Annotated in this window: 22 protein-coding genes and 1 riboswitch; of the genes, 8 read left to right on the top strand and 14 right to left on the bottom strand. The window is 71.7% G+C overall.

Annotated elements, in window-relative coordinates; translation table 11 throughout:
- Positions 1-122: 122 nt before the first annotated feature.
- Genes AC3YO9_RS12010 through AC3YO9_RS12000 form a run of 3 tightly spaced genes read left to right on the top strand, consistent with a single transcriptional unit; the run spans position 123 to position 3078 of the window.
- Positions 123-1472 carry a flavin-containing monooxygenase gene (locus AC3YO9_RS12010; protein ID WP_127782812.1) on the top strand — a complete coding sequence of 450 codons (1350 nt, stop codon included), beginning with the start codon at positions 123-125 and terminating at the stop codon, positions 1470-1472.
- Positions 1469-2137: a TetR/AcrR family transcriptional regulator gene (locus tag AC3YO9_RS12005; RefSeq protein ID WP_489983303.1), complete on the top strand. Its 669-nt coding sequence runs from the start codon at positions 1469-1471 to the stop codon at positions 2135-2137. The genes AC3YO9_RS12010 and AC3YO9_RS12005 overlap by 4 nt, the downstream gene beginning before the upstream one ends.
- Positions 2134-3078 (top strand): alpha/beta hydrolase, encoded by a 945-nt coding sequence (locus AC3YO9_RS12000; protein ID WP_489983302.1) that lies wholly within the window; start codon positions 2134-2136, stop codon positions 3076-3078. The genes AC3YO9_RS12005 and AC3YO9_RS12000 overlap by 4 nt, the downstream gene beginning before the upstream one ends.
- A gap of 1 nt (position 3079) precedes the next feature.
- Here the strand turns inward: AC3YO9_RS12000 and AC3YO9_RS11995 are convergent, their stop codons facing one another.
- The 5 genes from AC3YO9_RS11995 to AC3YO9_RS11975 are packed head-to-tail and all read right to left on the bottom strand — an operon-like array spanning position 3080 to position 6284.
- Positions 3080-3211 carry a hypothetical protein gene (locus AC3YO9_RS11995; RefSeq protein ID WP_489983301.1) on the bottom strand — a complete coding sequence of 44 codons (132 nt, stop codon included), beginning with the start codon at positions 3209-3211 and terminating at the stop codon, positions 3080-3082.
- Positions 3208-3867 (bottom strand): DsbA family oxidoreductase, encoded by a 660-nt coding sequence (locus AC3YO9_RS11990; RefSeq protein WP_127782815.1) that lies wholly within the window; start codon positions 3865-3867, stop codon positions 3208-3210. Before AC3YO9_RS11990 ends, AC3YO9_RS11995 begins: the two co-directional genes overlap by 4 nt.
- A gap of 52 nt (positions 3868-3919) precedes the next feature.
- The gene (locus AC3YO9_RS11985) at positions 3920-4783 is read right to left on the bottom strand and encodes a TIGR03619 family F420-dependent LLM class oxidoreductase (RefSeq protein WP_489983300.1); all 864 of its coding nucleotides are present in this window, start codon (positions 4781-4783) and stop codon (positions 3920-3922) included.
- Positions 4783-5109, bottom strand: coding sequence for a ferredoxin (locus AC3YO9_RS11980; protein WP_127782817.1), 327 nt, complete (start codon positions 5107-5109; stop codon positions 4783-4785). Before AC3YO9_RS11980 ends, AC3YO9_RS11985 begins: the two co-directional genes overlap by 1 nt.
- Positions 5109-6284 carry a 3-ketosteroid-9-alpha-monooxygenase, oxygenase component gene (locus tag AC3YO9_RS11975; RefSeq protein WP_489983299.1) on the bottom strand — a complete coding sequence of 392 codons (1176 nt, stop codon included), beginning with the start codon at positions 6282-6284 and terminating at the stop codon, positions 5109-5111. Before AC3YO9_RS11975 ends, AC3YO9_RS11980 begins: the two co-directional genes overlap by 1 nt.
- Before the next feature lie 222 nt (positions 6285-6506).
- Between AC3YO9_RS11975 and AC3YO9_RS11970 the strand changes: the two genes are divergently transcribed.
- Positions 6507-8168, top strand: coding sequence for an FAD-binding protein (locus AC3YO9_RS11970; RefSeq protein WP_127782819.1), 1662 nt, complete (start codon positions 6507-6509; stop codon positions 8166-8168).
- A 24-nt stretch (positions 8169-8192) separates the two neighbouring features.
- Here the strand turns inward: AC3YO9_RS11970 and AC3YO9_RS11965 are convergent, their stop codons facing one another.
- From AC3YO9_RS11965 to AC3YO9_RS11955, 3 genes are read right to left on the bottom strand one after another with little or no spacing between them, the layout of a single operon-like run.
- Positions 8193-9212 carry an NAD(P)/FAD-dependent oxidoreductase gene (locus tag AC3YO9_RS11965; protein WP_127782820.1) on the bottom strand — a complete coding sequence of 340 codons (1020 nt, stop codon included), beginning with the start codon at positions 9210-9212 and terminating at the stop codon, positions 8193-8195.
- Entirely contained in the window at positions 9205-9723 is a 519-nt protein-coding gene (locus AC3YO9_RS11960) for an isoprenylcysteine carboxyl methyltransferase family protein (protein ID WP_489983298.1), read from the bottom strand. The genes AC3YO9_RS11965 and AC3YO9_RS11960 overlap by 8 nt, the downstream gene beginning before the upstream one ends.
- Positions 9720-10778 carry a type III polyketide synthase gene (locus AC3YO9_RS11955; protein WP_489983297.1) on the bottom strand — a complete coding sequence of 353 codons (1059 nt, stop codon included), beginning with the start codon at positions 10776-10778 and terminating at the stop codon, positions 9720-9722. The genes AC3YO9_RS11960 and AC3YO9_RS11955 overlap by 4 nt, the downstream gene beginning before the upstream one ends.
- A 142-nt stretch (positions 10779-10920) precedes the next feature.
- Between AC3YO9_RS11955 and AC3YO9_RS11950 the strand changes: the two genes are divergently transcribed.
- Positions 10921-11496, top strand: a complete 576-nt coding sequence (locus tag AC3YO9_RS11950) for an SRPBCC family protein (protein WP_489983296.1) — start codon at positions 10921-10923, stop codon at positions 11494-11496.
- Between the two features lie 22 nt (positions 11497-11518).
- Here AC3YO9_RS11950 and AC3YO9_RS11945 read toward each other — a convergent pair whose 3' ends face one another.
- The 3 genes from AC3YO9_RS11945 to AC3YO9_RS11935 are packed head-to-tail and all read right to left on the bottom strand — an operon-like array spanning position 11519 to position 13697.
- Entirely contained in the window at positions 11519-12253 is a 735-nt protein-coding gene (locus AC3YO9_RS11945) for an MgtC/SapB family protein (RefSeq protein WP_489983295.1), read from the bottom strand.
- Between the two features lie 57 nt (positions 12254-12310).
- Positions 12311-12754, bottom strand: a complete 444-nt coding sequence (locus AC3YO9_RS11940; RefSeq protein ID WP_489983294.1) for a hypothetical protein — start codon at positions 12752-12754, stop codon at positions 12311-12313.
- Between the two features lie 10 nt (positions 12755-12764).
- Entirely contained in the window at positions 12765-13697 is a 933-nt protein-coding gene (locus AC3YO9_RS11935; protein ID WP_489983293.1) for a sterol desaturase family protein, read from the bottom strand.
- A 168-nt stretch (positions 13698-13865) separates the two neighbouring features.
- On the opposite strand from AC3YO9_RS11935, the gene AC3YO9_RS11930 reads away from it, so the two are divergent.
- Complete coding sequence (locus AC3YO9_RS11930; protein ID WP_489983292.1) at positions 13866-14699, top strand: sulfurtransferase; 834 nt, start codon at positions 13866-13868, stop codon at positions 14697-14699.
- Here AC3YO9_RS11930 and AC3YO9_RS11925 read toward each other — a convergent pair.
- On the bottom strand, positions 14696-15322 hold the full coding sequence (locus AC3YO9_RS11925; RefSeq protein ID WP_489983291.1) for a PaaI family thioesterase: 627 nt from the start codon (positions 15320-15322) through the stop codon (positions 14696-14698). The two genes, AC3YO9_RS11930 and AC3YO9_RS11925, sit on opposite strands and share 4 nt — an antisense overlap.
- 103 nt (positions 15323-15425) lie before the next feature.
- On the opposite strand from AC3YO9_RS11925, the gene AC3YO9_RS11920 reads away from it, so the two are divergent.
- Positions 15426-16202: a PIG-L family deacetylase gene (locus tag AC3YO9_RS11920; protein WP_489983290.1), complete on the top strand. Its 777-nt coding sequence runs from the start codon at positions 15426-15428 to the stop codon at positions 16200-16202.
- A 59-nt stretch (positions 16203-16261) separates the two neighbouring features.
- On the opposite strand, the gene AC3YO9_RS11915 is transcribed toward AC3YO9_RS11920, so the two are convergent.
- Positions 16262-17758 (bottom strand): MDR family MFS transporter, encoded by a 1497-nt coding sequence (locus tag AC3YO9_RS11915; protein ID WP_489983289.1) that lies wholly within the window; start codon positions 17756-17758, stop codon positions 16262-16264.
- A gap of 111 nt (positions 17759-17869) precedes the next feature.
- Complete coding sequence (gene fes, locus AC3YO9_RS11910) at positions 17870-19156, bottom strand: enterochelin esterase (RefSeq protein WP_489983288.1); 1287 nt, start codon at positions 19154-19156, stop codon at positions 17870-17872.
- Positions 19157-19207: 51 nt separating this feature from the next.
- Between fes and AC3YO9_RS11905 the strand changes: the two genes are divergently transcribed.
- Complete coding sequence (locus AC3YO9_RS11905) at positions 19208-19594, top strand: hypothetical protein (RefSeq protein WP_489983287.1); 387 nt, start codon at positions 19208-19210, stop codon at positions 19592-19594.
- Between the two features lie 26 nt (positions 19595-19620).
- A riboswitch (cobalamin riboswitch) is annotated at positions 19621-19777 on the top strand.

The raw sequence follows: 19777 nt of genomic DNA, 5'->3' as shown, positions 1-19777 counted from the left end.
GTAAGCAATAGTTGACGCACGTCACAATTCGACCTAGGTTCTGCTGTGACCAGCCTCACTCCGGCTGCTGCGCACCATCTTTCCCGCCCAGGGCCGGCTGCGGCTCACCTCCAGGAGGACACGTGTCCCGTCCCACCACTGCCGTCATCGGCGCCGGCATCAGCGGTCTCACCGCGGGCAAGATGCTCGGCGACTACGGCGTGCCGTACACCTGCTTCGAGATGTCCGACCGCATCGGTGGCAACTGGGCGTTCGGCAACCCCAACGGGGTCAGCAGCGCCTACCGGTCGCTGCACATCGACACCTCCAAGCACCAGCTGTCCTTCCGGGACTTCCCGATGCCGATGACCTACCCGGACTTCCCGCACCACACCCAGGTCAAGGCCTACCTGGAGGACTACGCCACGGCGTTCGACCTCAAGCAGCACATCGAGTTCGACAACGGGGTGGAGCACGCCGAGCGGCTCGCCGGTGGGGGCTGGGAGCTCACCACCGGACGCGGCGAGACTCGACGATTCGACTTCCTCGTGGTCGGCAACGGCCACCACTGGGACCCGCGCACCCCCAGCTTCCCCGGCACGTTCTCCGGGGTGGAGATGCACTCCCACCACTACATCGACCCGCGCAGCCCGCTGGACCTCACCGGCAAGCGGATCCTGGTGGTGGGGCTGGGCAACAGCGCCGCCGACATCACCGTCGAGCTGTCCTCGCGCACCCTGCAGAACGACGTCACCCTCTCCACCCGCTCCGGCGCCTGGATCGTGCCCAAGTACCTGGCGGGCAAGCCGGCCGACAAGTACTTCAAGACCTCGCCCACCATCCCGGCGCGCTGGCAGCGCAAGCTCACCCAGCTCACCGCGCCGCTGATCGCCGGCAACCCCGAGGACTACGGCCTGCCCAAGCCCAACCACAAGTTCATGGAGGCCCACCCCACCCAGTCGGTGGAGCTGCCGCTGCGGCTGGGCTCCGGCGACGTGGTGGCCAAGCCCAACGTCACCCTGCTGGACGGGGAGACGGTGCACTTCGAGGACGGCACCAGCAGCGACTTCGACGTCATTGTCTACGCCACCGGCTACAACATCACCTTCCCGTTCTTCGACGAGAGCTTCCTCAGCGCGCCGGACAACCACGTGCCGCTGTACAAGCGGATGTTCAAGCCGGGCATCGACGACCTCGCCTTCGTCGGGTTCGCCCAGTCCACGCCCACCCTGTTCCCGTTCGTGGAGTGCCAGGCCCGCCTCGTCGCGGCCTACGCGGCCGGGCGCTACCGGCTGCCGTCGGTGGCCGAGATGGAGCAGGTGATCGTGGCGGAGGAGCAGAAGTACACCGGACACATGGTGGCCTCGGCACGGCACACCCAGCAGGTGGACTTCTTCCTCTACGAGCACGACATGCGCACCAAGGAGCTGCCCGCCGGGCTGCAGCGCGCCACCGCTGAGGGCGCGCCCCTGCTCGCCGGCCGGACCACGTGAGCGCACGGTCGCTGACCGACCGCCGCGCTGGCGCCGCCGGCGACCTCCGCAGGACCGCGTTGCTGCGAGCCCTCGACGAGCAGCTGCGGCAGACCGACGGGGACCTGGACGCGGTCAACGTCGGCGACCTCACCAAGCAGGCCGGGGTGACGCGGCCGGCGTTCTACTTCTACTTCGAGAGCAAGGCGGCTGCCGTGGCCGCCGCGGCCGACGAGATGTACGGCGAGGTCTCCACCGCGACGTCGGTGCTGCTCGGCGAGGGGGACCCGGCCACCCGGATCACCCGGACGCTCGCGGCGCTGGTGCGCGCCGGGCGCGACCACCGCCACCTCTACCGGGCCATGCTGCAGGCCCGCAACACCTCGGCGGAGGTCCGGGCTCTCTGGGAGGCTGACCGCCGTCAGTTCGTCGCCCCGATCGCGGCGATGATCACCGACGAGCGGGCCGCGGGCCGCGCCGCCGCGGGCGCACCCGCGGAGGCCCTGGCCACCATGCTCCTCGACCTCAACGAACGACTGCTGGAGCGGCTCACCTTCGTCACCGACGCCGACCCCACCGCGCTGACCGACGCCGTGGCCGCCATCTGGCTGGCCACCATCTACGGACGCACCGACCTGCTGCACGCGAGCACCCACCTGACCACACAGCAAGGGACACCGGAATGACCACGCACGAGCTCCCCACCCGCCAGGAAGCCGGCTACCAGCAGGTCTCCTTCTCCTCGGCCGGCACCACCTGCGACGCCTGGCACTTCACCGCCGGCTCCGACGCGTTGACCACCGCGGCGGGACGGCCAGTGGTGGTGATGGCGCACGGGCTGGGTGGCACCAAGGACTCTGGGCTGCAGCCCTTCGCCGAGGCGCTGGCCGCCGCGGGGCTGGACGTGTTCGCCTTCGACTACCGCGGCTTCGGCACCAGCGGCGGCAGCCCCCGCCAGCGAGTGTCACCCACCGGCCAGCTGGCCGACTACCGCGCCGCCATGCGGGCCGCCGCGGCGCTGGACGGGGTGGACGCGCACCGGCTGGTGCTGTGGGGGGTGTCGCTGTCGGGCGGGCACGTGCTGGCCGCCGGCGCCGACCGCGACGACGTGGCCGCCGTCATCTCGCTGACCCCGCTGGTGGACGGCACGTCCGCGGGGCGCCACGCCATGGTCCACCACAAGCCCACCGAGCTGCTGCGCTCCGGCGCGGCCGCGGTGCGCAGCCGGGTGTCGGGCCTGGTCGGCAGGGCGCCGGTGATGATGCCGGTGGTGGGCCGGCCGGGGGAGATGGCCGCGCTGTCGCTGGACGGCTGCTACGAGGACTACCTCTCCCTCGCCGGCCCGTCGTGGCGCAACGAGATCGACGCCGCGGTGGGCGTGGAGCTGGGCAGCTACAAGCCGGGCAAGCAGGCTGACCGGCTGCGCTGCCCGCTGCTGGTGCAGATCGGCGACTTCGACCGCAGTGCCCCGCCGCAGGCTGCCGCCACCGCTGCCTTCGCGGGCCGGGCCGAGGTGCGCCACTACCCGTGCGACCACTTCGACGTGTGGCCCGGCAAGGAGTGGTTCGACACCACCGTGGCCCACCAGGTGGCGTTCCTGACCCGCCACCTGGCCCCCGCCGACTAGCTCAGCGGGCCTGGGTCTCGGCCGGTCCGGCGTCCTGGTCAGGCGCCGGCTCCGGCTGCTCGGGCAGCGCGCACACGCCGTCCACGCACACCGCGCCTGCGCCGTCACCGACCATCTCGAACGGCGAGGTCACGCCGGCACCTCCGCGGCGGCCTGGGTGAGCGCCTGCTCGAACAGCTCGGCCGGCTGGGCGCCGGAGACGCCGTAGCGGCCGTCGATGACGAAGAACGGCACGCCGCTGATGCCGTAGGCGCGGGCCTGGTCGATGTCGGCCTGCACCGCGTCGCGGTAGGTGCCCTCGGCCAGGTCGGCACGCACCTGCGCGGCGTCCAGGCCCACCTCCGCGGCCAGCTCGGCGAGGTCGTCGTCGTGGCCGACGTGGCGGCCCTCGGTGAAGTAGGCGTGCAGCAGCCGCTCCTTGAGCTGCACCTGCAGCCCGTGGGCCTTGGCCACGTGCAGCACCTCGTGCGCCTTGAGGGTCTTGGTGTGCCGGACGGCCGCGTAGTCGAAGGTGATGCCCTCGGCGGCGCCGGTGGCGGTCATCTGCTCCAGCAGCTGGCGGACCTGCTCGACGGGCATGCCCTTGTGCTGGGCGAGGAAGTCGACCTCGCTGCCCTCGTAGTCCACCGGGGTGTCCGGGGCGAGCTCGAAGGAGTGGTACTCCACCTCCACCTCGCCGCCACCGGCCTGCTGGTAGCGGCGCACCCCCTCCTCGAAGCGGTGCTTGCCGACGTAGCACCAGGGGCAGGCGATGTCGGACCAGATGTCTACCTTCAGCGGGCTGCTCATGCCCGGGGCAACACCACGGGCAGACGCCGGTATTCCGGCGGCGGTGCGGTGCTCAGCCGGGGAGGCCGGCGAGCTCGGCGAAGGCCGCGAGCTGCTCCAGGTAGTGCTCCAGCGACTCGTGGCGCAGCGTCAGGTTCACCAGCGTGCCGCCCGCCTTCTCCGCCGTCTCCAGCATCTCGCCGACCGAGTCGGGCGCGCCGATGGCGTCGATGCGCCCACCGGGGGTGAAGACCACGTCGAACCCGGCCGGCGGGTCCACCTCGTCCAGCATCTGGCGCATCAGCTCCGGGGAGGGGCCGCGGAACGCCTGCGGCGCGGGCGACCACCCGTCAGCCAGCGTCACGGCACGCCGCAGCGCCCGCTTGCTGTGCCCACCAATCCACATGGGCAGCTTCTCCTGCGCCGCGTGCGGGTCGATCACCAGGTTCTCGAAGGAGTAGTACGGCCCGTCGTAGGACACCACCCGCTTGCCCAGCGCGGCGCGCAGCGCCCGCAGCGCGTCGTCGGCCCGGGGACCGCGGTCGGCGAAGGGCTTGCCGAGCAGGTCGAACTCTTCCTCGAGGTTGCCCACCCCGAGGCCCAGCACCAGCCGGCCACCGCTGAGGTGGTCCAGCGTCCCGTAGCGCTTGGCCAGCTCCAGCGGGTGGTAGAAGGGCAGCACCAGCACGTACGGCAGGAACCGGATGCGGCTGGTCTGGCCGGCCAGGAACGCGAACGTCGCCAGCGGGTCGTAGAACCGCTCGCCACGGGGCAGGCCCGGGGGCACTGCCACGTGGTCGCCGCAGGTCATGAAGTCGTAGCCGAGCTGGTCGGCGGCCTGGGCCACCCGCACCAGCTCGGCCGGGCCGGCCTCGCTCTCCCACGCCGGGCGGTTGCCCGAGAGCGCCACGATGGGAGAGCCGAGGCCTACCCGCATCAGTGCGCGGCCTGGTCGTGACCGGCGAAGGCTGCCTCCGGGTTGACCGGAAGCGGCTCGTGGGAGACCACCTCCAGCGTCCCGGCCACTGCTGCCTCCCGGATGCTCTGCCGCAGCTCCTGGCAGCCGGAGAACGTGCCACCGTTGGGGCCGGGACGCGGGGAGGCCGCCCGACGCTCCAGGCAGGCCTCCACCGCGTCGTCGTGCCACTGGATGGTCGTCTGGTCCCAGCTGCTCTTGCGTGCCGTGACCGATGCGGTGCACGCCCGGCAGCGCACCTGCTGCATCGGCGTGTCCTCGAGACGGTTGTCGGGCCGAACGCTCATCAGACCGGCTGGCTCTCGGCGGTCTCGCGATCGGCGGCGTCCCGGGTGGCGATGTTCTGGGCGACCTCGGCACGCCACGCCTGGTTCGGCTGCGTGGTGTCGATCTCGAACTCGAACCGGTCCGTCATGTCCGGCGTCACGTCGGCGACGTCGACGTAGAACTGCTCGTACCAGCGACGCAGCTGGTAGACCGGGCCGTCCTCCTCGGTGAGCAGCGGGTTGTCGATGCGGGCCTTGTGCTTCCAGATGTGCACGTCCTGCTCGAAGCCGAGCCGGATGAAGTCACCCATCTTGCGGGCCATCGCCTCGGCGGCCGCGTCGTCCAGGCCCGGCAGCTTCTTGACGATGACGCCGTACTGCAGCACGAAGGAGTTGGCGTCGATCGGGTAGTGGCAGTTGATGAGCACGCTGGGGACGTCCTCAGCGTTCTGGTAGTGGTACACGAGGTCGTCGATCATGAACGACGGTCCGTGGTACGAGGCGACCGATGAGTTGCCCGTGCTGATCGGCGCGTTGGGGTCGGCCGCGGCGGCGCGCTGGATGTCGTCGCGGCCCTCACCGTTCATCCACTGGGTGGCGGTGTGCCCCTCGAAGACGTTCTTGAAGTACGTCGGGAAGGAGTAGTGGATGTAGAAGAAGTGCGCCATGTCCACGACGTTGTCGATGATCTCGCGGCAGTTGGAGCCCTCGATCTTGGTGGTGTACCAGACCCAGTCGGTGTACTCCGGGTCGTCGTAGGAGGCGATGCGCGGGATGGTCACGTCCGCCGGCGGGGGGTTGCCCTCGGGGTCGTTCCAGACGAAGAGCATGCCGTCCTGCAGCAGCGTGGGCCACGCGGCGGTGCGGGCGCGCAGCGGGACGCGCTTGGCGTAGGGCACGGCCTTGCACTTGCCGTCGCCGCCCCAGCGCCAGTCGTGGAACGGGCAGGCGATGGTGTTGCCCTTGACCTCACCCTGGGAGAGGTCGCCACCCATGTGACGGCAGTAGGCGTCGAGCACGCTGATCTTGCCGTCCTCGCCGGCGAAGACCACCAGCTTCTGGCCGAAGGCCTCGATGGAGTGCGGCTTGCCGTCGGCGAAGTCGCGCTGCAGGCCCAGGCAGTGCCAGCCACGGGCGTAGCGGTCCGGCACGCCGTCGTTCTCGATCTGGCGGACCTCGTCCTCGACAATGCTCATGTTCGGGTCTCCATTCCTGACGTACCAGGGTCTGCGCCGCGAGGCAGTACGCCCGCGAGCCTGCTTGCAGTGTCATGGATCACCAGGGTTTAGGCGAGACGAGTCCCGCTGATCGGGAGAAAACCGGACAGCTGTCTCGCCCAACGGGACCGCGCTCGGGAGCGGTGGTGGGCTGGCCTAGCGTTCGCACCGTTGACCGACGATGTGAGGCGAGGCGCGGGAATGACTGTGGATAGCACCAGCTGGGACGAGACCTTCGACTTCGTGGTCGTGGGTTCCGGGGGTGGCGGCATGACTGCGGCCCTCACCGCCAAGGACGCGGGCATGTCCACCGTGGTGATCGAGAAGGGCTCCAAGTACGGCGGCTCCACCGCCATCTCCGGCGGCGGGATCTGGATCCCCAACAACCCCACGCTGCGCAAGAAGGGCCACGACGACAGCACCGGCTCCATCCGTCGCTACCTCGACCTGCTCACCGAGGGGCGCGTCCCCGGCGCCCGCCTGGACGCCTACATCGAGCACGGCCCCAAGGCGATGGAGCTGCTCGAGCAGAGCAAGTGGATGAAGTTCTTCTGGACCAAGGGCTACTCCGACTACCACCCCGAGCTGGAGGGCGGCAAGGCCGACGGCCGCTCCATCGAGGCCAAGCCCTTCGACACCCGCAAGCTGCGCGAGGACGAGAAGTACCAGCGCCCCAACAGCATGAAGGGCCCGCTGGGCCTGTGGGTGACGGCCAAGGACTACCACGACCTGGCCATGGTGAAGCGCACGTGGGCCGGCCGTCGAGCATCCATGGTCGCCGCCTGGCGGGTGTCGTCCAACATGGTCCTGCGTCGCCACATGGCCACCGGTGGCCGCGCCCTGGTCGCGCGGATGCGGATGGCCCTCAAGGATGCCGGCGTCCCGGTGTGGCTGAAGACCCCGATGACCGAGCTGGTGGTCGAGGGTGGCCGCGTGGTGGGCGTGGTGGTCCAGCGCGACGGCACGTCGGTGCGGGTGGGTGCTCGCCGCGGTGTCCTGCTGGCCACCGGTGGCTTCGACCACAACACCGAGATGCGGGAGAAGTACCTGCCCGAGGGTGGTAAGGAGAACCACAGCCTCGGCGCCCGTGAGCTCAAGGGTGACGGCATCAACGTCGGCACCCAGCTCGGCGCGGCCGTGGACCTCATGGACGACGCCTGGTGGATGCCCTCGGTGGAGCACCCCTCCGGTGCCACCATCCCGCTGGTGTCCGAGCGGGCCATCCCCGGCCAGGTCATCGTGGCCGCCGACGGCAAGCGTTTCACCAACGAGGCCGCGCCGTACGTGAACTTCGTGCACGACCAGCTGGAGGGCAAGCACCTGCCGGCGTACTTCGTGATGGACGCCAAGGCCCGCGCGCGCTACCCGTTCGCGCAGATCCTGCCCGGCATGCCCTTCCCGGACGACTTCTACTCCGCCGGCATCGTGCACAAGGCCGACACCCTCGCCGAGCTGGCCGAGCAGGTCGGGCTGCCGGCCGAGGCGCTGACCCAGACGGTGAGCCGCTTCAACGACTTCGCCCGCAGCGGCAAGGACCTCGACTTCAACCGGGGCGACAGCGCCTATGACCGCTACTACGGCGACCCGACGCTGAAGAACCCCAACCTCGACACCATCGAGAAGGCGCCGTTCTACGCGATCCGCGTGGAGGTGGGCGACCTGGGCACCAAGGGTGGCCTGGTCACCGACGAGCGGGCCCGGGTGCTGCGCGAGGACGAGTCGGTCATCGACGGGCTCTACGCCACCGGCAACACCACCGCGTCGGTGATGGGCAACGAGTACGCCGGCCCGGGCGCCACCATCGGCCCCTCCATCGCCTTCGGCTACATCGCGGCCAAGGACGCGGCGGGCGTGGCGCTCTGACGCTCCCTCAGCTCTGACGCTCGATCAGTAAGCCAGCCGGGACACCCCGGCAGCGAACAACCCCGGTGCTCGCGCGGCCAGTGGAACCACACGCCGCGCGAGCACCGGTCTGTCTCGGGCCCAGAGCAGTCCGCTGGTGATCAGCCGCGAGCGGCGCGACACCCGGGCCCAGGCGCGCTCGTAGTCCTGTGGCCGGCCCGCCCGCACGCAGCGCACCAGCTCGGCGGCTGCCCCGAGCGCCACGGCCAGGCCCTCCCCGGTGAGCGCGTCCACGTAGCCCGCGGCGTCGCCCACCAGCAGCACCCGGCCGGCCACCCGCCGGCGCACCGGTTGGCGCAGCGGCCCCGCACCGCGCACCGGCGACACCGGGGTGGCCCCGGCCAGCTGCTCGGCCAGCAGCGGGAACTCCCGCAGCTGCTCGGCGAAGCCGGCGCGGGTGGCGGAGAGCACCGCCACCCCGAGGGTGTCCGGCGCCACGGGTGTCACGTAGGCCTCGGAGTGCTCGCCCCAGGTCACCTCCACGTGGTCGGTGGTGGGAGCCAGCGCGTAGTGGCGGCGCTGGCCCCACCGAGGTGCCGCGGTGGTCGGCGCCTGCAGCCCCAGGGCGCGGCGCAGGGGGGAGTGCAGCCCGTCGGCGGCCACCAGGTACCGCGCGCACAGCCCTGCCGCCTCCACCCGGTCGTCGTGCTGCACGGGGGCGTGCACGGTGCGGTCCAGGACGGACACGCCCTGCTGCTGCACAGCCTCGCGCAGCGCTCGGTGGAGCTCGGTGCGCCGCACCCCGCGTCCGGGCCCGGCGGTGAACGCGGCGTGGGCGGCCAGGCTGCCCTGGCGGTAGGTGATGCCGCGGATGGCGTGGCCCGGCGGATCGACGCCGAGGGCCTGCAGCGCGTGCAGCGCCACCGGCATCAGCCCCTCGCCGCACGCCTTGTCCAGGGTCCCTCCGCGCCGCTCGCACACCACCACGTCCAGCCCGGCACGGGCTGCGCCGAGGGCCACCGCCAGCCCGGCGGGCCCGCCGCCGGCGACGAGCAGGTCATGCATCCAGCGCCGCCAGTGCGTGGTTCTCGCTGCGGATGCGCACGGTGAGCAGCGCCGCGTTGAGCACCGTGAACACCACCGCGGTGACCCAGGCGGTGTGCACCAGCGGCAGCGCGACCCCCTCCACCACCACCGCGACGTAGTTGGGGTGGGGGATCAGCCGGTAGGGGCCGTGGGTGATCCGCGGCAGGTCCGGCACCACCACCACCCGGGTGTTCCACTGTGGACCCAGCGTGGTGATGCACCACCACCGCAGGCCCTGCGCGGCGACCACCAGCGCCAGCATGGGCCAGCCGAGGCCGGGGATGAACGGCCGGTCGGCGAGCCACACCTCCAGCAAGCAGCCCACCAGCAGCCCGGTGTGCAGCACCACCATGGCGGGGTAGTGGCCGGCCCCGCTCTCCCGCCCGCCGCGCTGGCGGCTCCAGGCCAGGTTGCGCCGGGCGATCACCAGCTCGGCGAGCCGCTCCACGCCGACCAGTGCCACCAGGACGGTGAACCAGACCTGGCTCACCACTGCAGCAGCACCAGCTCGGCGGCGAAGCCCGGGCCCATCGCCATCAGCACCCCGAGGTCACCGGGCCCGGCGGGGCGCTGCTGCAGGGTGTCGCGCAGCACGTGCAGCACCGAGGCCGAGGACATGTTGCCCACGGTGCTCAGCGAGTGCCAGGTCAGGGCCAGCGCGTCGTCGCCCAGGCCCAGCGCGGCCTGCACCGCCCGCAGCACCTTGGGCCCGCCAGGGTGGCTGATCCAGCGCGTCACGTCCTCGACCTTCAGCTCGTGCGCGGCGAGCAGGCCCCGCACGTCCTCGCCCAGGTAGGTGTCCACCAGCTCGGGCACCTCCGCGCCCAGCACGATGGCCAGCCCGGTGGTGCCCACGTCCCAGCCCATGGCCGCGGCGGTGTTGGGGTAGAGGTGGCTGCGGGAGTCGACCACCTGCGGACCCTGGTGAGCGGTGGCGCGCTCGGCGCCCACGGCGACCACCGCGGCCGCGCCGTCGCCGAAGAGCCCGGAGGCCACCATGTTGGCCACGCTGGCGTCCCCGCGCTGCAGGGTGAGCGAGCACAGCTCCACCGACACCAGCACGGCCACCTCGTCCGGGGCGCCGCGGAGGTAGTCGTGCAGTCGAGCCACTCCGGACGCCCCCGCCATGCAGCCCAGGCCCATCAGCGGGACCCGCTTGACGTCCGGGCGCAGCCCGACCATGGCGGCGATGCGCGCGTCCAGCGAGGGCACGGCGATGCCGGTAACCGTGGTGGACATGATCAGGTCGACGTCCTCGGGGGTGAGCCCGGAGTCGGCGAGGGCGCCGAGCAATGCCTGCGCGCCGAGGTCCACGGCCTCCTGGAGGAAGACGTTGTTGGCCGCGGTGAAGCCGTCCAGGCCGGCGTAGCGCTCGAGGGGCAGGACGAGGTGCCGGGTGGAGACGTGGGCGCTCTCGTGGAACCGGTTGAGTAGCAACCGGGACCGGTCGTCCGGTAGGCACAGCTGCGCAAACGTCTCGGTGATCTGCTCCTGCGGGTAGCAGTGCGGGGGCAGGACGCCGTGCGCTGCGGTGAGCGTGGTCACCCTGAAAACGGTACGACTGGTTCGGCGGATCGGCTCGTTCGTGCCAGAGCGTTCGTGGCGACAGCCATTTGATCACTGGTCGATCACGAAGGACTGCCCTCCGGCACGTCGCGCCCTGCTCCGTGTCTGGTCAACCGCTTAGATGACCAGTCATGAGGGGGAAACCAAGGGGCGCTTCAGGAAACCGCAACCGCAGGGGACCGCCGACCGCATCTCGGTCGGCACGCTGCCCGCCCGCACCGTGCGCATCAGCGAGGCCGTGCTGCTGCGGCACCCGCCAGAGCAGGTCTGGGAGCTGATTTTTCCGGCCGAGCACGCCCCGGTGCTGTCCCCGAACATCGTGCGCGGCTTCGCCGTGCCCGGGACACCCACGGTGGGGGTCGGTCACCAGCAGTGCTTCACCGACGTGGCCGGCAACACCAGCATCCTGGAGGTGATCGAGCACGAGGCGGGCCGGCGGGCCGTCACCCGCACCATCTCACCGCGGCCGGCGGTGCCGCACCGAATGGTGCACCTGGTGGACCCGGCCCCCAACGGCACCGTGCTCAGCCTGGGCATCGAGATCGACGTCCCTGCCGGGCAGCATATCGACCCGGGCTTCGAGCCGCGGCAGCGTCGGGACCTGCGGGACTACCTCGATCGGGCCCAACGGGCGCTGGCCATGGCCGAGACCACCAGGCCGACCAACCGCGGCAGGCACGCACGGCTCGACGACTAGCACGCCGCCAGCGCACCCAGGGTCACTCGGACTCCTCGTCGACCACGGTCACCGAGGTGACTCCGTCCACCCCGGCCAGCACCCGGGAGGCGTCCCCGACCCTGGCTCCGGCCAGGATCATCATCACGCCCACCTGGCCGGGCTCGTGCAGGGCCAGCGACTCGCTGACGTCGCGGCGCCCCGGCGCGTCCGCGGTCATGGCGTTCACCGTCCACCCGTGCACGCCGCAGGTGCTCAGCAGGCGCCGCAGCACACCCTCGCCGTCGCGGTAGGTGATGTGCAGCTGGACGGCCTGGTGCAGGTGGGGGATCCGGGCGATCACCGGTGCGAAGCCCAGCACGATCACGAAGTGCAGCGCGGTCACGACGACGGCCAGCAGCACCAGTCCGGCACCGGCCGCCATCCCGATGGCGGCGGTCTCCCAGACGGCCGCCGCGGTGGTCAGCCCGCGCACCGCACCTTGCCGGGTGATGATCAGCCCGGCGCCGAGGAACCCGATGCCGGACACGATCTGGGAGGCGACCCGGGTGGGGTCGACGCTGACGCCCTCGGCCACGACGTCGGTGAACCCGTACTTGCCGACCAGCAGGATCAGCGCCGAGGACGTGCCGACGATGGCCTGGGTGCGCAGCCCCGCGCTCTTGCCGCGCACCTCGCGCTCCAGGCCGATCAGTGCGGACAGGACGAACGCGATACCCAGCTCGACGAGCTGCACCCAGCCCTGTCCGGGGCCGGTCAGCAGGTCGGACGCGTGCATGTCCGCCATGGTCCACCGCTGCGGGCGACCTGGCTGGACCGTTGCCCAGCAGGTGCCCTAGAGAGTGCGCAGCACCAGCAGGAACTGCCCGCCACCGGTGTCCACCTGGGTGGTGACCGAGAGGTCGGGCGCGAAGCGGGAGAGTCGGTCCAGGAGCCACTCGGCGGCCTGGTCGGCGTCCTCCCGGCTGGGGCACCGGGCGACCACCTCGCGGCCACCCTTGCGGCTGAGCCGCTCCACCGTGGGCGCGATGGGGGCGGGGTCGACGACGAACAGCTCCGGCGACCACGCGACCACGGGCTTGACGGCGCCCTTGCGGGTGTTGCACGCGCGGTGCGCCAGGCGTTCCACGCCGACGCTGGACTTCTTGCCCTTCTTCACCGCGCCGCCGTCGACGCTCGGGCCCAGGTCGGTGTTCACGGACGCGTCCGGGTCCACCGGCTCGTCGCAGAGCCAGCAGCGCCAGCCGTCGCGGTCGCCGACCTCGGCAAGGGTGCTCATCCGGCAGAGGCTACGGGTGGGCTCCACCGGCACCGGCGGTGGCCGCCGCGACGGCGACGGTCGGGGTGGCCGGGCCACGCTCGGAGGGCGTCCAGCCCGGCGGGCCGAACACGTAGCCCATCCGCTCCCGCCACGTGCTCGCCGCGCGGACGTCCCGAGCCATCCGGGCGTACTCGCCGTACTGCAGGCGCAGCAGGTTGTAGGTCCCCACCGGCTTGGTCAGGCCGTACCGCGGCCGCCGGCCCTCGCGGACGAACGTGCCGAACAGCCGGTCCCAGACGATGAGGATGCCGCCGTAGTTGGTGTCCAGGTACTCGGCGTCGCTGCCGTGGTGCACCCGGTGGTGCGAGGGCGTGTTGAACACCCACTCCACCGGCGCCGGCAGGCGCCCCACCGCCTCGGTGTGGGTGAAGAACTGGTAGACGAGGTTGAGCGAGAACCCCACGTACAGCGTCCACGGCGAGAAGCCCAGCAGCGGCAGCGGCAGCCAGAAGAAGAACTCGAACCAGGGGTTCCACTTCTGCCGCAGCGCGGTGCCCAGGTTCATGTACTCGCTGGAGTGGTGCGCCTGGTGGCCGGCCCACCCCAGCCGCACGCGGTGGGAGAAGCGGTGGTGCCAGTAGTAGGCCAGGTCGACGCCGAGGACGACGAGCACCCAGTACCACCAGGTGTTGGTCGGCAGGTGCCAGGGCGCCAGGTAGGAGTACACCGCCACGAAGGCGAAGAAGGTGACGATCTTGTACGCCGTCAGCACCGCGATCGACCCCACGCCCATGGAGATGCTGGTGCGTGCGTCCCTGACGTCGTAGCCCGTGCGCGGCTGGTGCTCGTCGTCGTCCAGCCACCGCAGCGCGAGCAGCTCGATGACGATGCAGAGCGCGAAGAACGGAGCCGCGTACGTCAGCGGATTCTTCAACGGGTCCAACGACTCCCACAGATCCATGCGCGGATCGTAGATGTGACGCAGGGCGCACGCGCAGCAGCGTCCCTGGTGGGGGCATTGCGCACCGGGCGCCACCCAGTTGGCCTGGCGGCCACCACGGGAGGTGGCCGAATGTTCGCGGCTCCTCGGCGCGCGCTGGGTGCGTGCGGCGTGAGTAGCGTGGAGGCCATGCCTGACAACCTGCGCCACGTGTCGGCCGAGTGGCTGCACGAGCACCTGCACGACAGCAACGTTCGCGTCATCGACGCCACCGTCTTCCTGCCCTCCGAGGCCAACGGGTGGCGGATGGAGTCCGGCCGCGCCGCCTACGAGCAGGCGCACGTGCCCGGCGCGGTGTTCGCCGACCTCATCAGCGACCTGTCCGACGCCGCCGGTGAGGCCCCCTTCGCCGCGGCGCCGTCGGAGCAGTTCGCCACCGTCATGGGCACGCTCGGCATCTCCAACGAGTCCACGGTGGTGGCCTACGACCAGGCCAACGGCATCTGGGCCACCCGGATGTGGTGGCAGCTCGCCCTGGAGGGCTTAGACAACGCGGTCATCCTCGACGGCGGTCTGCAGGCCTGGCAGCGCGCCGGGTTCGACACCGCCACCGGGGTGGAGTCCTACCCGCCGGCGAGCTTCGTGGCCCACCGGCGTCCGGAGATGCTGCGCTCCACCGCCGACGTGGAGGCCGCGATCGCCGACCCCGACGTGCTGCTGGTGAACGCCCTGGACGCGGAGACCTACGCCAAGGGTCACATCCCGGGCAGCGTCAACGTGCCCTTCGGTGACCTGGTGGACGCCCACGGGGAGCTGAAGTCGCGGCAGGAGCTGCGGGAGCTGTTCGCCGCGGCCGGGGCGCTGGACCCGGACAAGCAGCCGGTCACCTACTGCGGCGGCGGGATCGCCGCCACCGCGGCGGCGCTGGCCCTGGCCGAGGCCGGTCGCGACGACGTCGCGGTGTACGACGGGTCGATGAACGCCTGGACGGCCGACCCGCAGCGGCCGCTGCAGCAGGGCTAGACCGACCAGCTGGGCACGATGAACACGCCCTCGGCCTCCACGGTGACGCCCTCGGCGTCGGCGACGGTGGCGACGACGTAGACCTTGCGGCCCTCCTCGCGGTCGATGCGGCCCTCCAGGCGCAGCCCGCCGAGCGGGGTGGCGCGGCGGTAGCGCATGGTCAGCGTCCCGGTCATCGTGAGCCGGCGGAAGGCGCTGGCGGTCTCGCCCATCAGGTGGTCGAGCATGAGGGCCGTGACTCCACCGTGGACGTGGCCGGGTGGCCCCTCGGCCGCTGCGCCGAGCACCACGTCGCAGTGCACCAGGCCGTCGGGGTCGTGCACGATCGTCAGCGGTGGGGCGGCGGCGTTGCGCCTGCCGATCACCGCGTTGCCCCAGCTCCAGCTGCGGCCCTGCTCGTTGACGTGCACTCCGGTGGGCCCGTCGATCTGCGCTGCCCGCAGCCGGCGCACCAGGGTGGTGACCTCGGCGTGCACCGCCCTGGCCTCGTCCTCGTCCACCGTGGTGCGGATGGTGGCGTCGACCAGCTCGCGCACGGAGTCGGCCAGCGGCACGTAGAAGGACTCCAGGCGGTCGATCTCGCTGCTGGGCACGTCGCTCAGGACGAACTCGACCTCGCTCACGGCGGGTTCCTCTCGTGGTGGTGCACCGAAAAGTACCGCGGCAGTCAATGCCGGCGTCCCGCCCTCCGGGGGCGAGGGGAGGGCATGGGCGATACTCACGCGCATGAGTGTGCTGGTGTGCTTCCACGCCCATCCCGACGACGAGGTGTTCAACACCGGTGGGGTGATGCGCCTGGCCGCCGACGCCGGGCACCGGGTGGTGGTGGTGACGGCCACCGACGGCGCGCTCGGCGAGTTCCCGGAGGGCCTGCTCGCGCCGGGGGAGCGCCTGGCCGACCGCCGCGAGAAGGAGGTCACCGAGTCGGTGCGCATCCTGGGTGCTGACCGCCTGGTGCTGCTCGGCTACGCCGACTCCGGCATGGCGGGCACCGAGGGCAACCACAACACGGAGGCGTTCTGCAACGCCGACGTGGAGCAGGCCGCCACCCGCCTGGCCGCCGTGCTGCGTGAGGAGGGCGCCGACGTGCTCACCGTGTACGACGCGCACGGCGGCTACGGCCACCCCGACCACGTCCAGGTGCACCGGGTGGGGGTGCGCGCCGCCGAGCTGGCCGGCACTGCGCACGTCTACGAGGCCACCACCGACCGCGACCACATGCGGCAGCTGCTGGCCATGGCCGGCGAGTGGTCGGAGGAGGGGGCGCCGCCGATCGACGTGGAGACCTTCGGCCTGCCCGCCTCGGAGATCACCACGACGGTGGACGTCAGCGCCGTGATGGCGGCCAAGCGCGCCGCGATGCACGCCTACCCCTCCCAGGTCGGCGACTTCGGCCCGTTCCTCGACATGCCCACCGAGCAGCTCACCGCCGCCTTCGGCAGGGAGTGGTTCCGCAAGCGCGACGCAGCCCCCGACCTCACCGAGACCGCGCTGGCGCTGTAGGCGCCGAACGGGGACGAGAGGTTGGGGGCTGCGGCTTGGGGGTTGCGTCCAGCGCCAGGTCAGCCGACCGGGGAGGCCTCGCGGTCGGCGTCCACCTGGTTGGTCTTGCCTGCGGTGGCCATCGCCAGCGGGTCCACCGGAGCCGCGGGGCGACGGACGAACAACGATCCCACGATGGCCAGCAGCGAGATGACCGCGCCGCAGACCAGCGCACCGTGGATGCCCTCGCTCAGGGAGGTCACCGGGTCGGTGCCGTCCTCGGCGCCGGCCACGGTGGTGCGCGTCATCACGGTGATGAACAGCGCGGTACCGGCGGCACCGGCCACCTGCTGCAGCGTGCTGACGATCGCGCTGCCGTGGGAGTACAGCCGCTGCGGCAGGGCGCCGAGCGCGGCGGTGAGCAGCGGCGAGAACATGAACGCCAGGCCGATGTTCAGCAGGATGTGCCACGCGATGACGGTGCCGATGCCGGTGTCCACGCCCAGCGTGGTCATGCCCCAGAGGGCGGCGCTGGAGATGATGGCACCGGGAAGGACCAGCGGGCGCGGGCCGATCTTGTCGAACAGCGCGCCGACCACCAGGCCGAGGAAGCCCATCGCCAGACCACCGGGCAGCAGCATCAGGCCGGTGGTGAGGGTGGACTGGTCGAGAACGTTCTGCAGGTAGATCGGCAGCAGGATCAAGGTGCCGAACAGCGCCATCATGCTGATGGCCACCAGCACGACGGCGACGGAGAAGTCCCGCGTCTGGAAGGCTCGAAGGTCCAGCAGCGACTTGTCACCCAGGCGCAGCTGGCGCCAGACGAACAGCGCCAGCGCGACCACACCCACTGCCAGCGGGATCACCGGCGGCATGAGCGCGGCGCCCTCGGCGTCCTGGCCGATGCTGCTGAGCCCGAAGATCAGACCGCTGAAGGCGAACGCGGAGAAGACCACCGACACCACGTCCAGCGGCACTCGCTGCGGCTCGGTGACGTTGCGGACCCAGATCGCACCCAGCACGGTGGCGAGCACCGCGATCGGCACCACGAGCCAGAACATCCAGCGCCAGCTGAGCTGGTCCAGCACCACTCCACCGATGGTGGGGCCGACCGCGGGGGCGACGGCGATGACGATCGAGATGACGCCCATGGTGCGCCCACGGCGCTCCGCGGGGACCACGTTGAGCACGGTGGTGAACAGCAGGGGCAGCATGATCGCGGTGCCCACGGCCTGGATGATCCGGCCCAGCACCAGCACGCCGAACACCGGCGCGGAGGCCGCGACCAGGGTGCCGACCACGAAGCTGGACATCGCGATCACGAACACCGTGCGCAGCGACAGCCGGGTCAGCAGGTAGCCGGTGACGGGGATGACCACCGCCATGGTGAGCATGAAGCCGGTGGTCAGCCACTGCGCGGTCGAGGCGCCGACCTCGAACTCGACCATCAGGTCGGGCAGCGCCACGCTCATGATCGTCTCGTTGAGGATCACGACGAAGGCGGCGGCCACCAGGAGGGCGATCAACCGCCCAGTCCGAGGTGGAGCAGCGGAGGTGGTGGAGACAGGCGAAGTCAAAGGGATGCCTTTCGGGGACAGAGGAGGGCCGTGGGGCGGCGTCAACCACGCCCAACAGGACACGAGCCTATGTTGTTCCCGGCGTGCCCGTCACGGTCGCTGGCCGGCGCGTCAGGATGCGAGCAGCGCCGCCAGCCCCGCACCCAGCTTCGCCCGCCACCACGCCCAGTCGTGTCCACCCGGCTGCGCCAGCACCTGGTGCCACTCCTGCCGCTCGGCGAGCAGGGCGGCCACCTCGCGGTTGCCGTCGGCCACCTGCTCCTCGTGCGTGCCGTGCTGCAGCACGGTCCGGGTGGGACGCGGCTCGGCGTGGCGCAGCCAATGGGAGATGGGCCGGGCGGCGGCGTTGCCGGGGCTCGGCCACCAGAAGGAGCCGGACTGGCTGAGCACTCGGGCGAAGCGGTCGGGGCGGTGCATGCCGGCGAAGAACGCAGCCAGTCCGCCGTAGCTCTGCCCGACCGCGACCGTGCGCGCGGGATCGGTGGTCACCACCAGGCCGTGGTCGTGGGCCCAGTTCGTGACGACGCCGCCGAGCAGGTGGTCGCTCACCTCGTCGATGAAGGCGGGGTTGCAGGTGAGGTCGGCCGCCCGGCGCGGCAGGTCCACCGAGCTGACCAGCACGGCAACCAGTGGGGGCAGCACGCCCCGAGTGACGAGGTCCTCCAGCAGCGCCGGCAGGCCGAGCTCCGCCCACACCTGACCGTCGAACACCACCACCACGGCCAGCTCACCGGCTCCGGCGGTGGTCGGCGAGGCGTACAGCCAGACCGGGTGCTCGAGCCCAGCCCCCGGCCGGGTCCAGGTGACCTGCTGCACCATCCCCGGCTGCCCGGCGGTGGTGCTCGTCGCCGCCTCGACGTCCTCGAGGCGGTCGGCGGCCACCGAGCGCAGCTCCGGGTGCGGGTGCGTGCGCAGCGAGGGCAGCGGCGGCCGAGGGTTCAGCGGGTCGGGACAGGCCCTGCTGATCAGCCCCACCCACCAGGCGCGGGTCTCCGGCGTGTTGCGCGGGCCCGGTGCCCGGGGCACCTCCGGCAGCGGCACAAAGGTGTAGCTGCCGATCCAGCCGGGCTCCAGGCGGAAGCAGGCGGTCCAGACGTCGGTGCCGGGCACCCGGTCCATCACCCCGTGGCGCAGGTCGGTGCGGTCGGTGTACCCGGCCAGGTCGGCGTAGACCACGGGCGCGGTGGACCGGTGCACCAGCACCAGGACCTCACCTGCGCCGGGCAGCTGCGCGCGCAGCGGGGTACCCAGGGCGGCGACCCGCTGCCACCAGGCGTCGGAGCCCATCGGCAGGTCAGTCCCGACGGCCGCGAGCTGCTGGGCGAAGGTCGCCGCCGCCAGCGTGACCCGGCCGGGCGGAGGCGCCGCCGTCACCGCGGGCCGCTCGAGGGACTGCACCACGTCAGGTTAGCCAACCCTCACATCAACCCGGACGCTACGGTGTCCACCATGGACTTGAGCAAGCGTTCCGACGAGCGGCCGGCCCGGTCCGCCCCCATCGTCGCGGTGTTCGGCGGCACGGAGCGCCGCGGGCGGTGGCGTCCGGCGCAGCGAGTGGCCGCAGTCGCGCTGTTCGGCGGGGTGACCCTGGACCTCCGGGAGGCGGAGCTGCCCCCAGAGATCCTGGACCTGCAGTGCTACGCCGCCTTCGGCGGGGTGCAGGTGACGGTGCCAGAGGGGACGCGGGTGGAGATGACCGGCTTCTCCCTCTTCGGCGGTCGCAGCGTCACGGCGAGCGGAGCGTCGGCGGTCCCCGGGGCGCCGGTGATCCGACTGCGCGCGGTGGCGGTCTTCGGCGGTGTCGAGGTGACGGCGAAGCCCTCCCGCCACCAGTGAGGGCCGGCGTCACCGGGCTGCGGGGCTAGTCCCCGCAGCCCGGTGGCTTACGCTGCTCGCACAACGTCTCGTGGACCCAGGAACCCGGTGTGACTCCGGGGCGGTTCCGCCACTGTGAAGCCGGCTCCCACCTCAGGGTGGAGGCCGGCTCAGCCAGACACTGGCCACGGGACCTCCGTCGAC

The organism is Rhodococcus sp. Z6_132, from assembly GCF_058133635.1.
The sequence above is the reverse complement of the archived record's forward strand: the minus strand, read 5'-3'. Positions and strand labels throughout refer to the sequence as shown.

Excerpts from the sequence above, each read along its gene's own strand:
- AC3YO9_RS11920 (WP_489983290.1), top strand. The coding sequence starts at position 15,426 with ATGAGTGTGCTGGTGTGCTTCCACGCCCATCCCGACGACGAGGTGTTC.
- AC3YO9_RS11970 (WP_127782819.1), top strand. The coding sequence starts at position 6,507 with ATGACTGTGGATAGCACCAGCTGGGACGAGACCTTCGACTTCGTGGTC.
- AC3YO9_RS11990 (WP_127782815.1), bottom strand. The coding sequence starts at position 3,867 with ATGAGCAGCCCGCTGAAGGTAGACATCTGGTCCGACATCGCCTGCCCC.
- AC3YO9_RS11950 (WP_489983296.1), top strand. The coding sequence starts at position 10,921 with ATGACCAGTCATGAGGGGGAAACCAAGGGGCGCTTCAGGAAACCGCAA.
- AC3YO9_RS12000 (WP_489983302.1), top strand. The coding sequence starts at position 2,134 with ATGACCACGCACGAGCTCCCCACCCGCCAGGAAGCCGGCTACCAGCAG.
- AC3YO9_RS11980 (WP_127782817.1), bottom strand. The coding sequence starts at position 5,109 with ATGAGCGTTCGGCCCGACAACCGTCTCGAGGACACGCCGATGCAGCAG.
- AC3YO9_RS11935 (WP_489983293.1), bottom strand. The coding sequence starts at position 13,697 with ATGGATCTGTGGGAGTCGTTGGACCCGTTGAAGAATCCGCTGACGTAC.
- AC3YO9_RS11945 (WP_489983295.1), bottom strand. The coding sequence starts at position 12,253 with ATGCACGCGTCCGACCTGCTGACCGGCCCCGGACAGGGCTGGGTGCAG.
- AC3YO9_RS11985 (WP_489983300.1), bottom strand. The coding sequence starts at position 4,783 with ATGCGGGTAGGCCTCGGCTCTCCCATCGTGGCGCTCTCGGGCAACCGC.
- AC3YO9_RS11930 (WP_489983292.1), top strand. The coding sequence starts at position 13,866 with ATGCCTGACAACCTGCGCCACGTGTCGGCCGAGTGGCTGCACGAGCAC.
- AC3YO9_RS11940 (WP_489983294.1), bottom strand. The coding sequence starts at position 12,754 with ATGAGCACCCTTGCCGAGGTCGGCGACCGCGACGGCTGGCGCTGCTGG.
- AC3YO9_RS11965 (WP_127782820.1), bottom strand. The coding sequence starts at position 9,212 with ATGCATGACCTGCTCGTCGCCGGCGGCGGGCCCGCCGGGCTGGCGGTG.
- AC3YO9_RS11905 (WP_489983287.1), top strand. The coding sequence starts at position 19,208 with ATGGACTTGAGCAAGCGTTCCGACGAGCGGCCGGCCCGGTCCGCCCCC.
- AC3YO9_RS11975 (WP_489983299.1), bottom strand. The coding sequence starts at position 6,284 with ATGAGCATTGTCGAGGACGAGGTCCGCCAGATCGAGAACGACGGCGTG.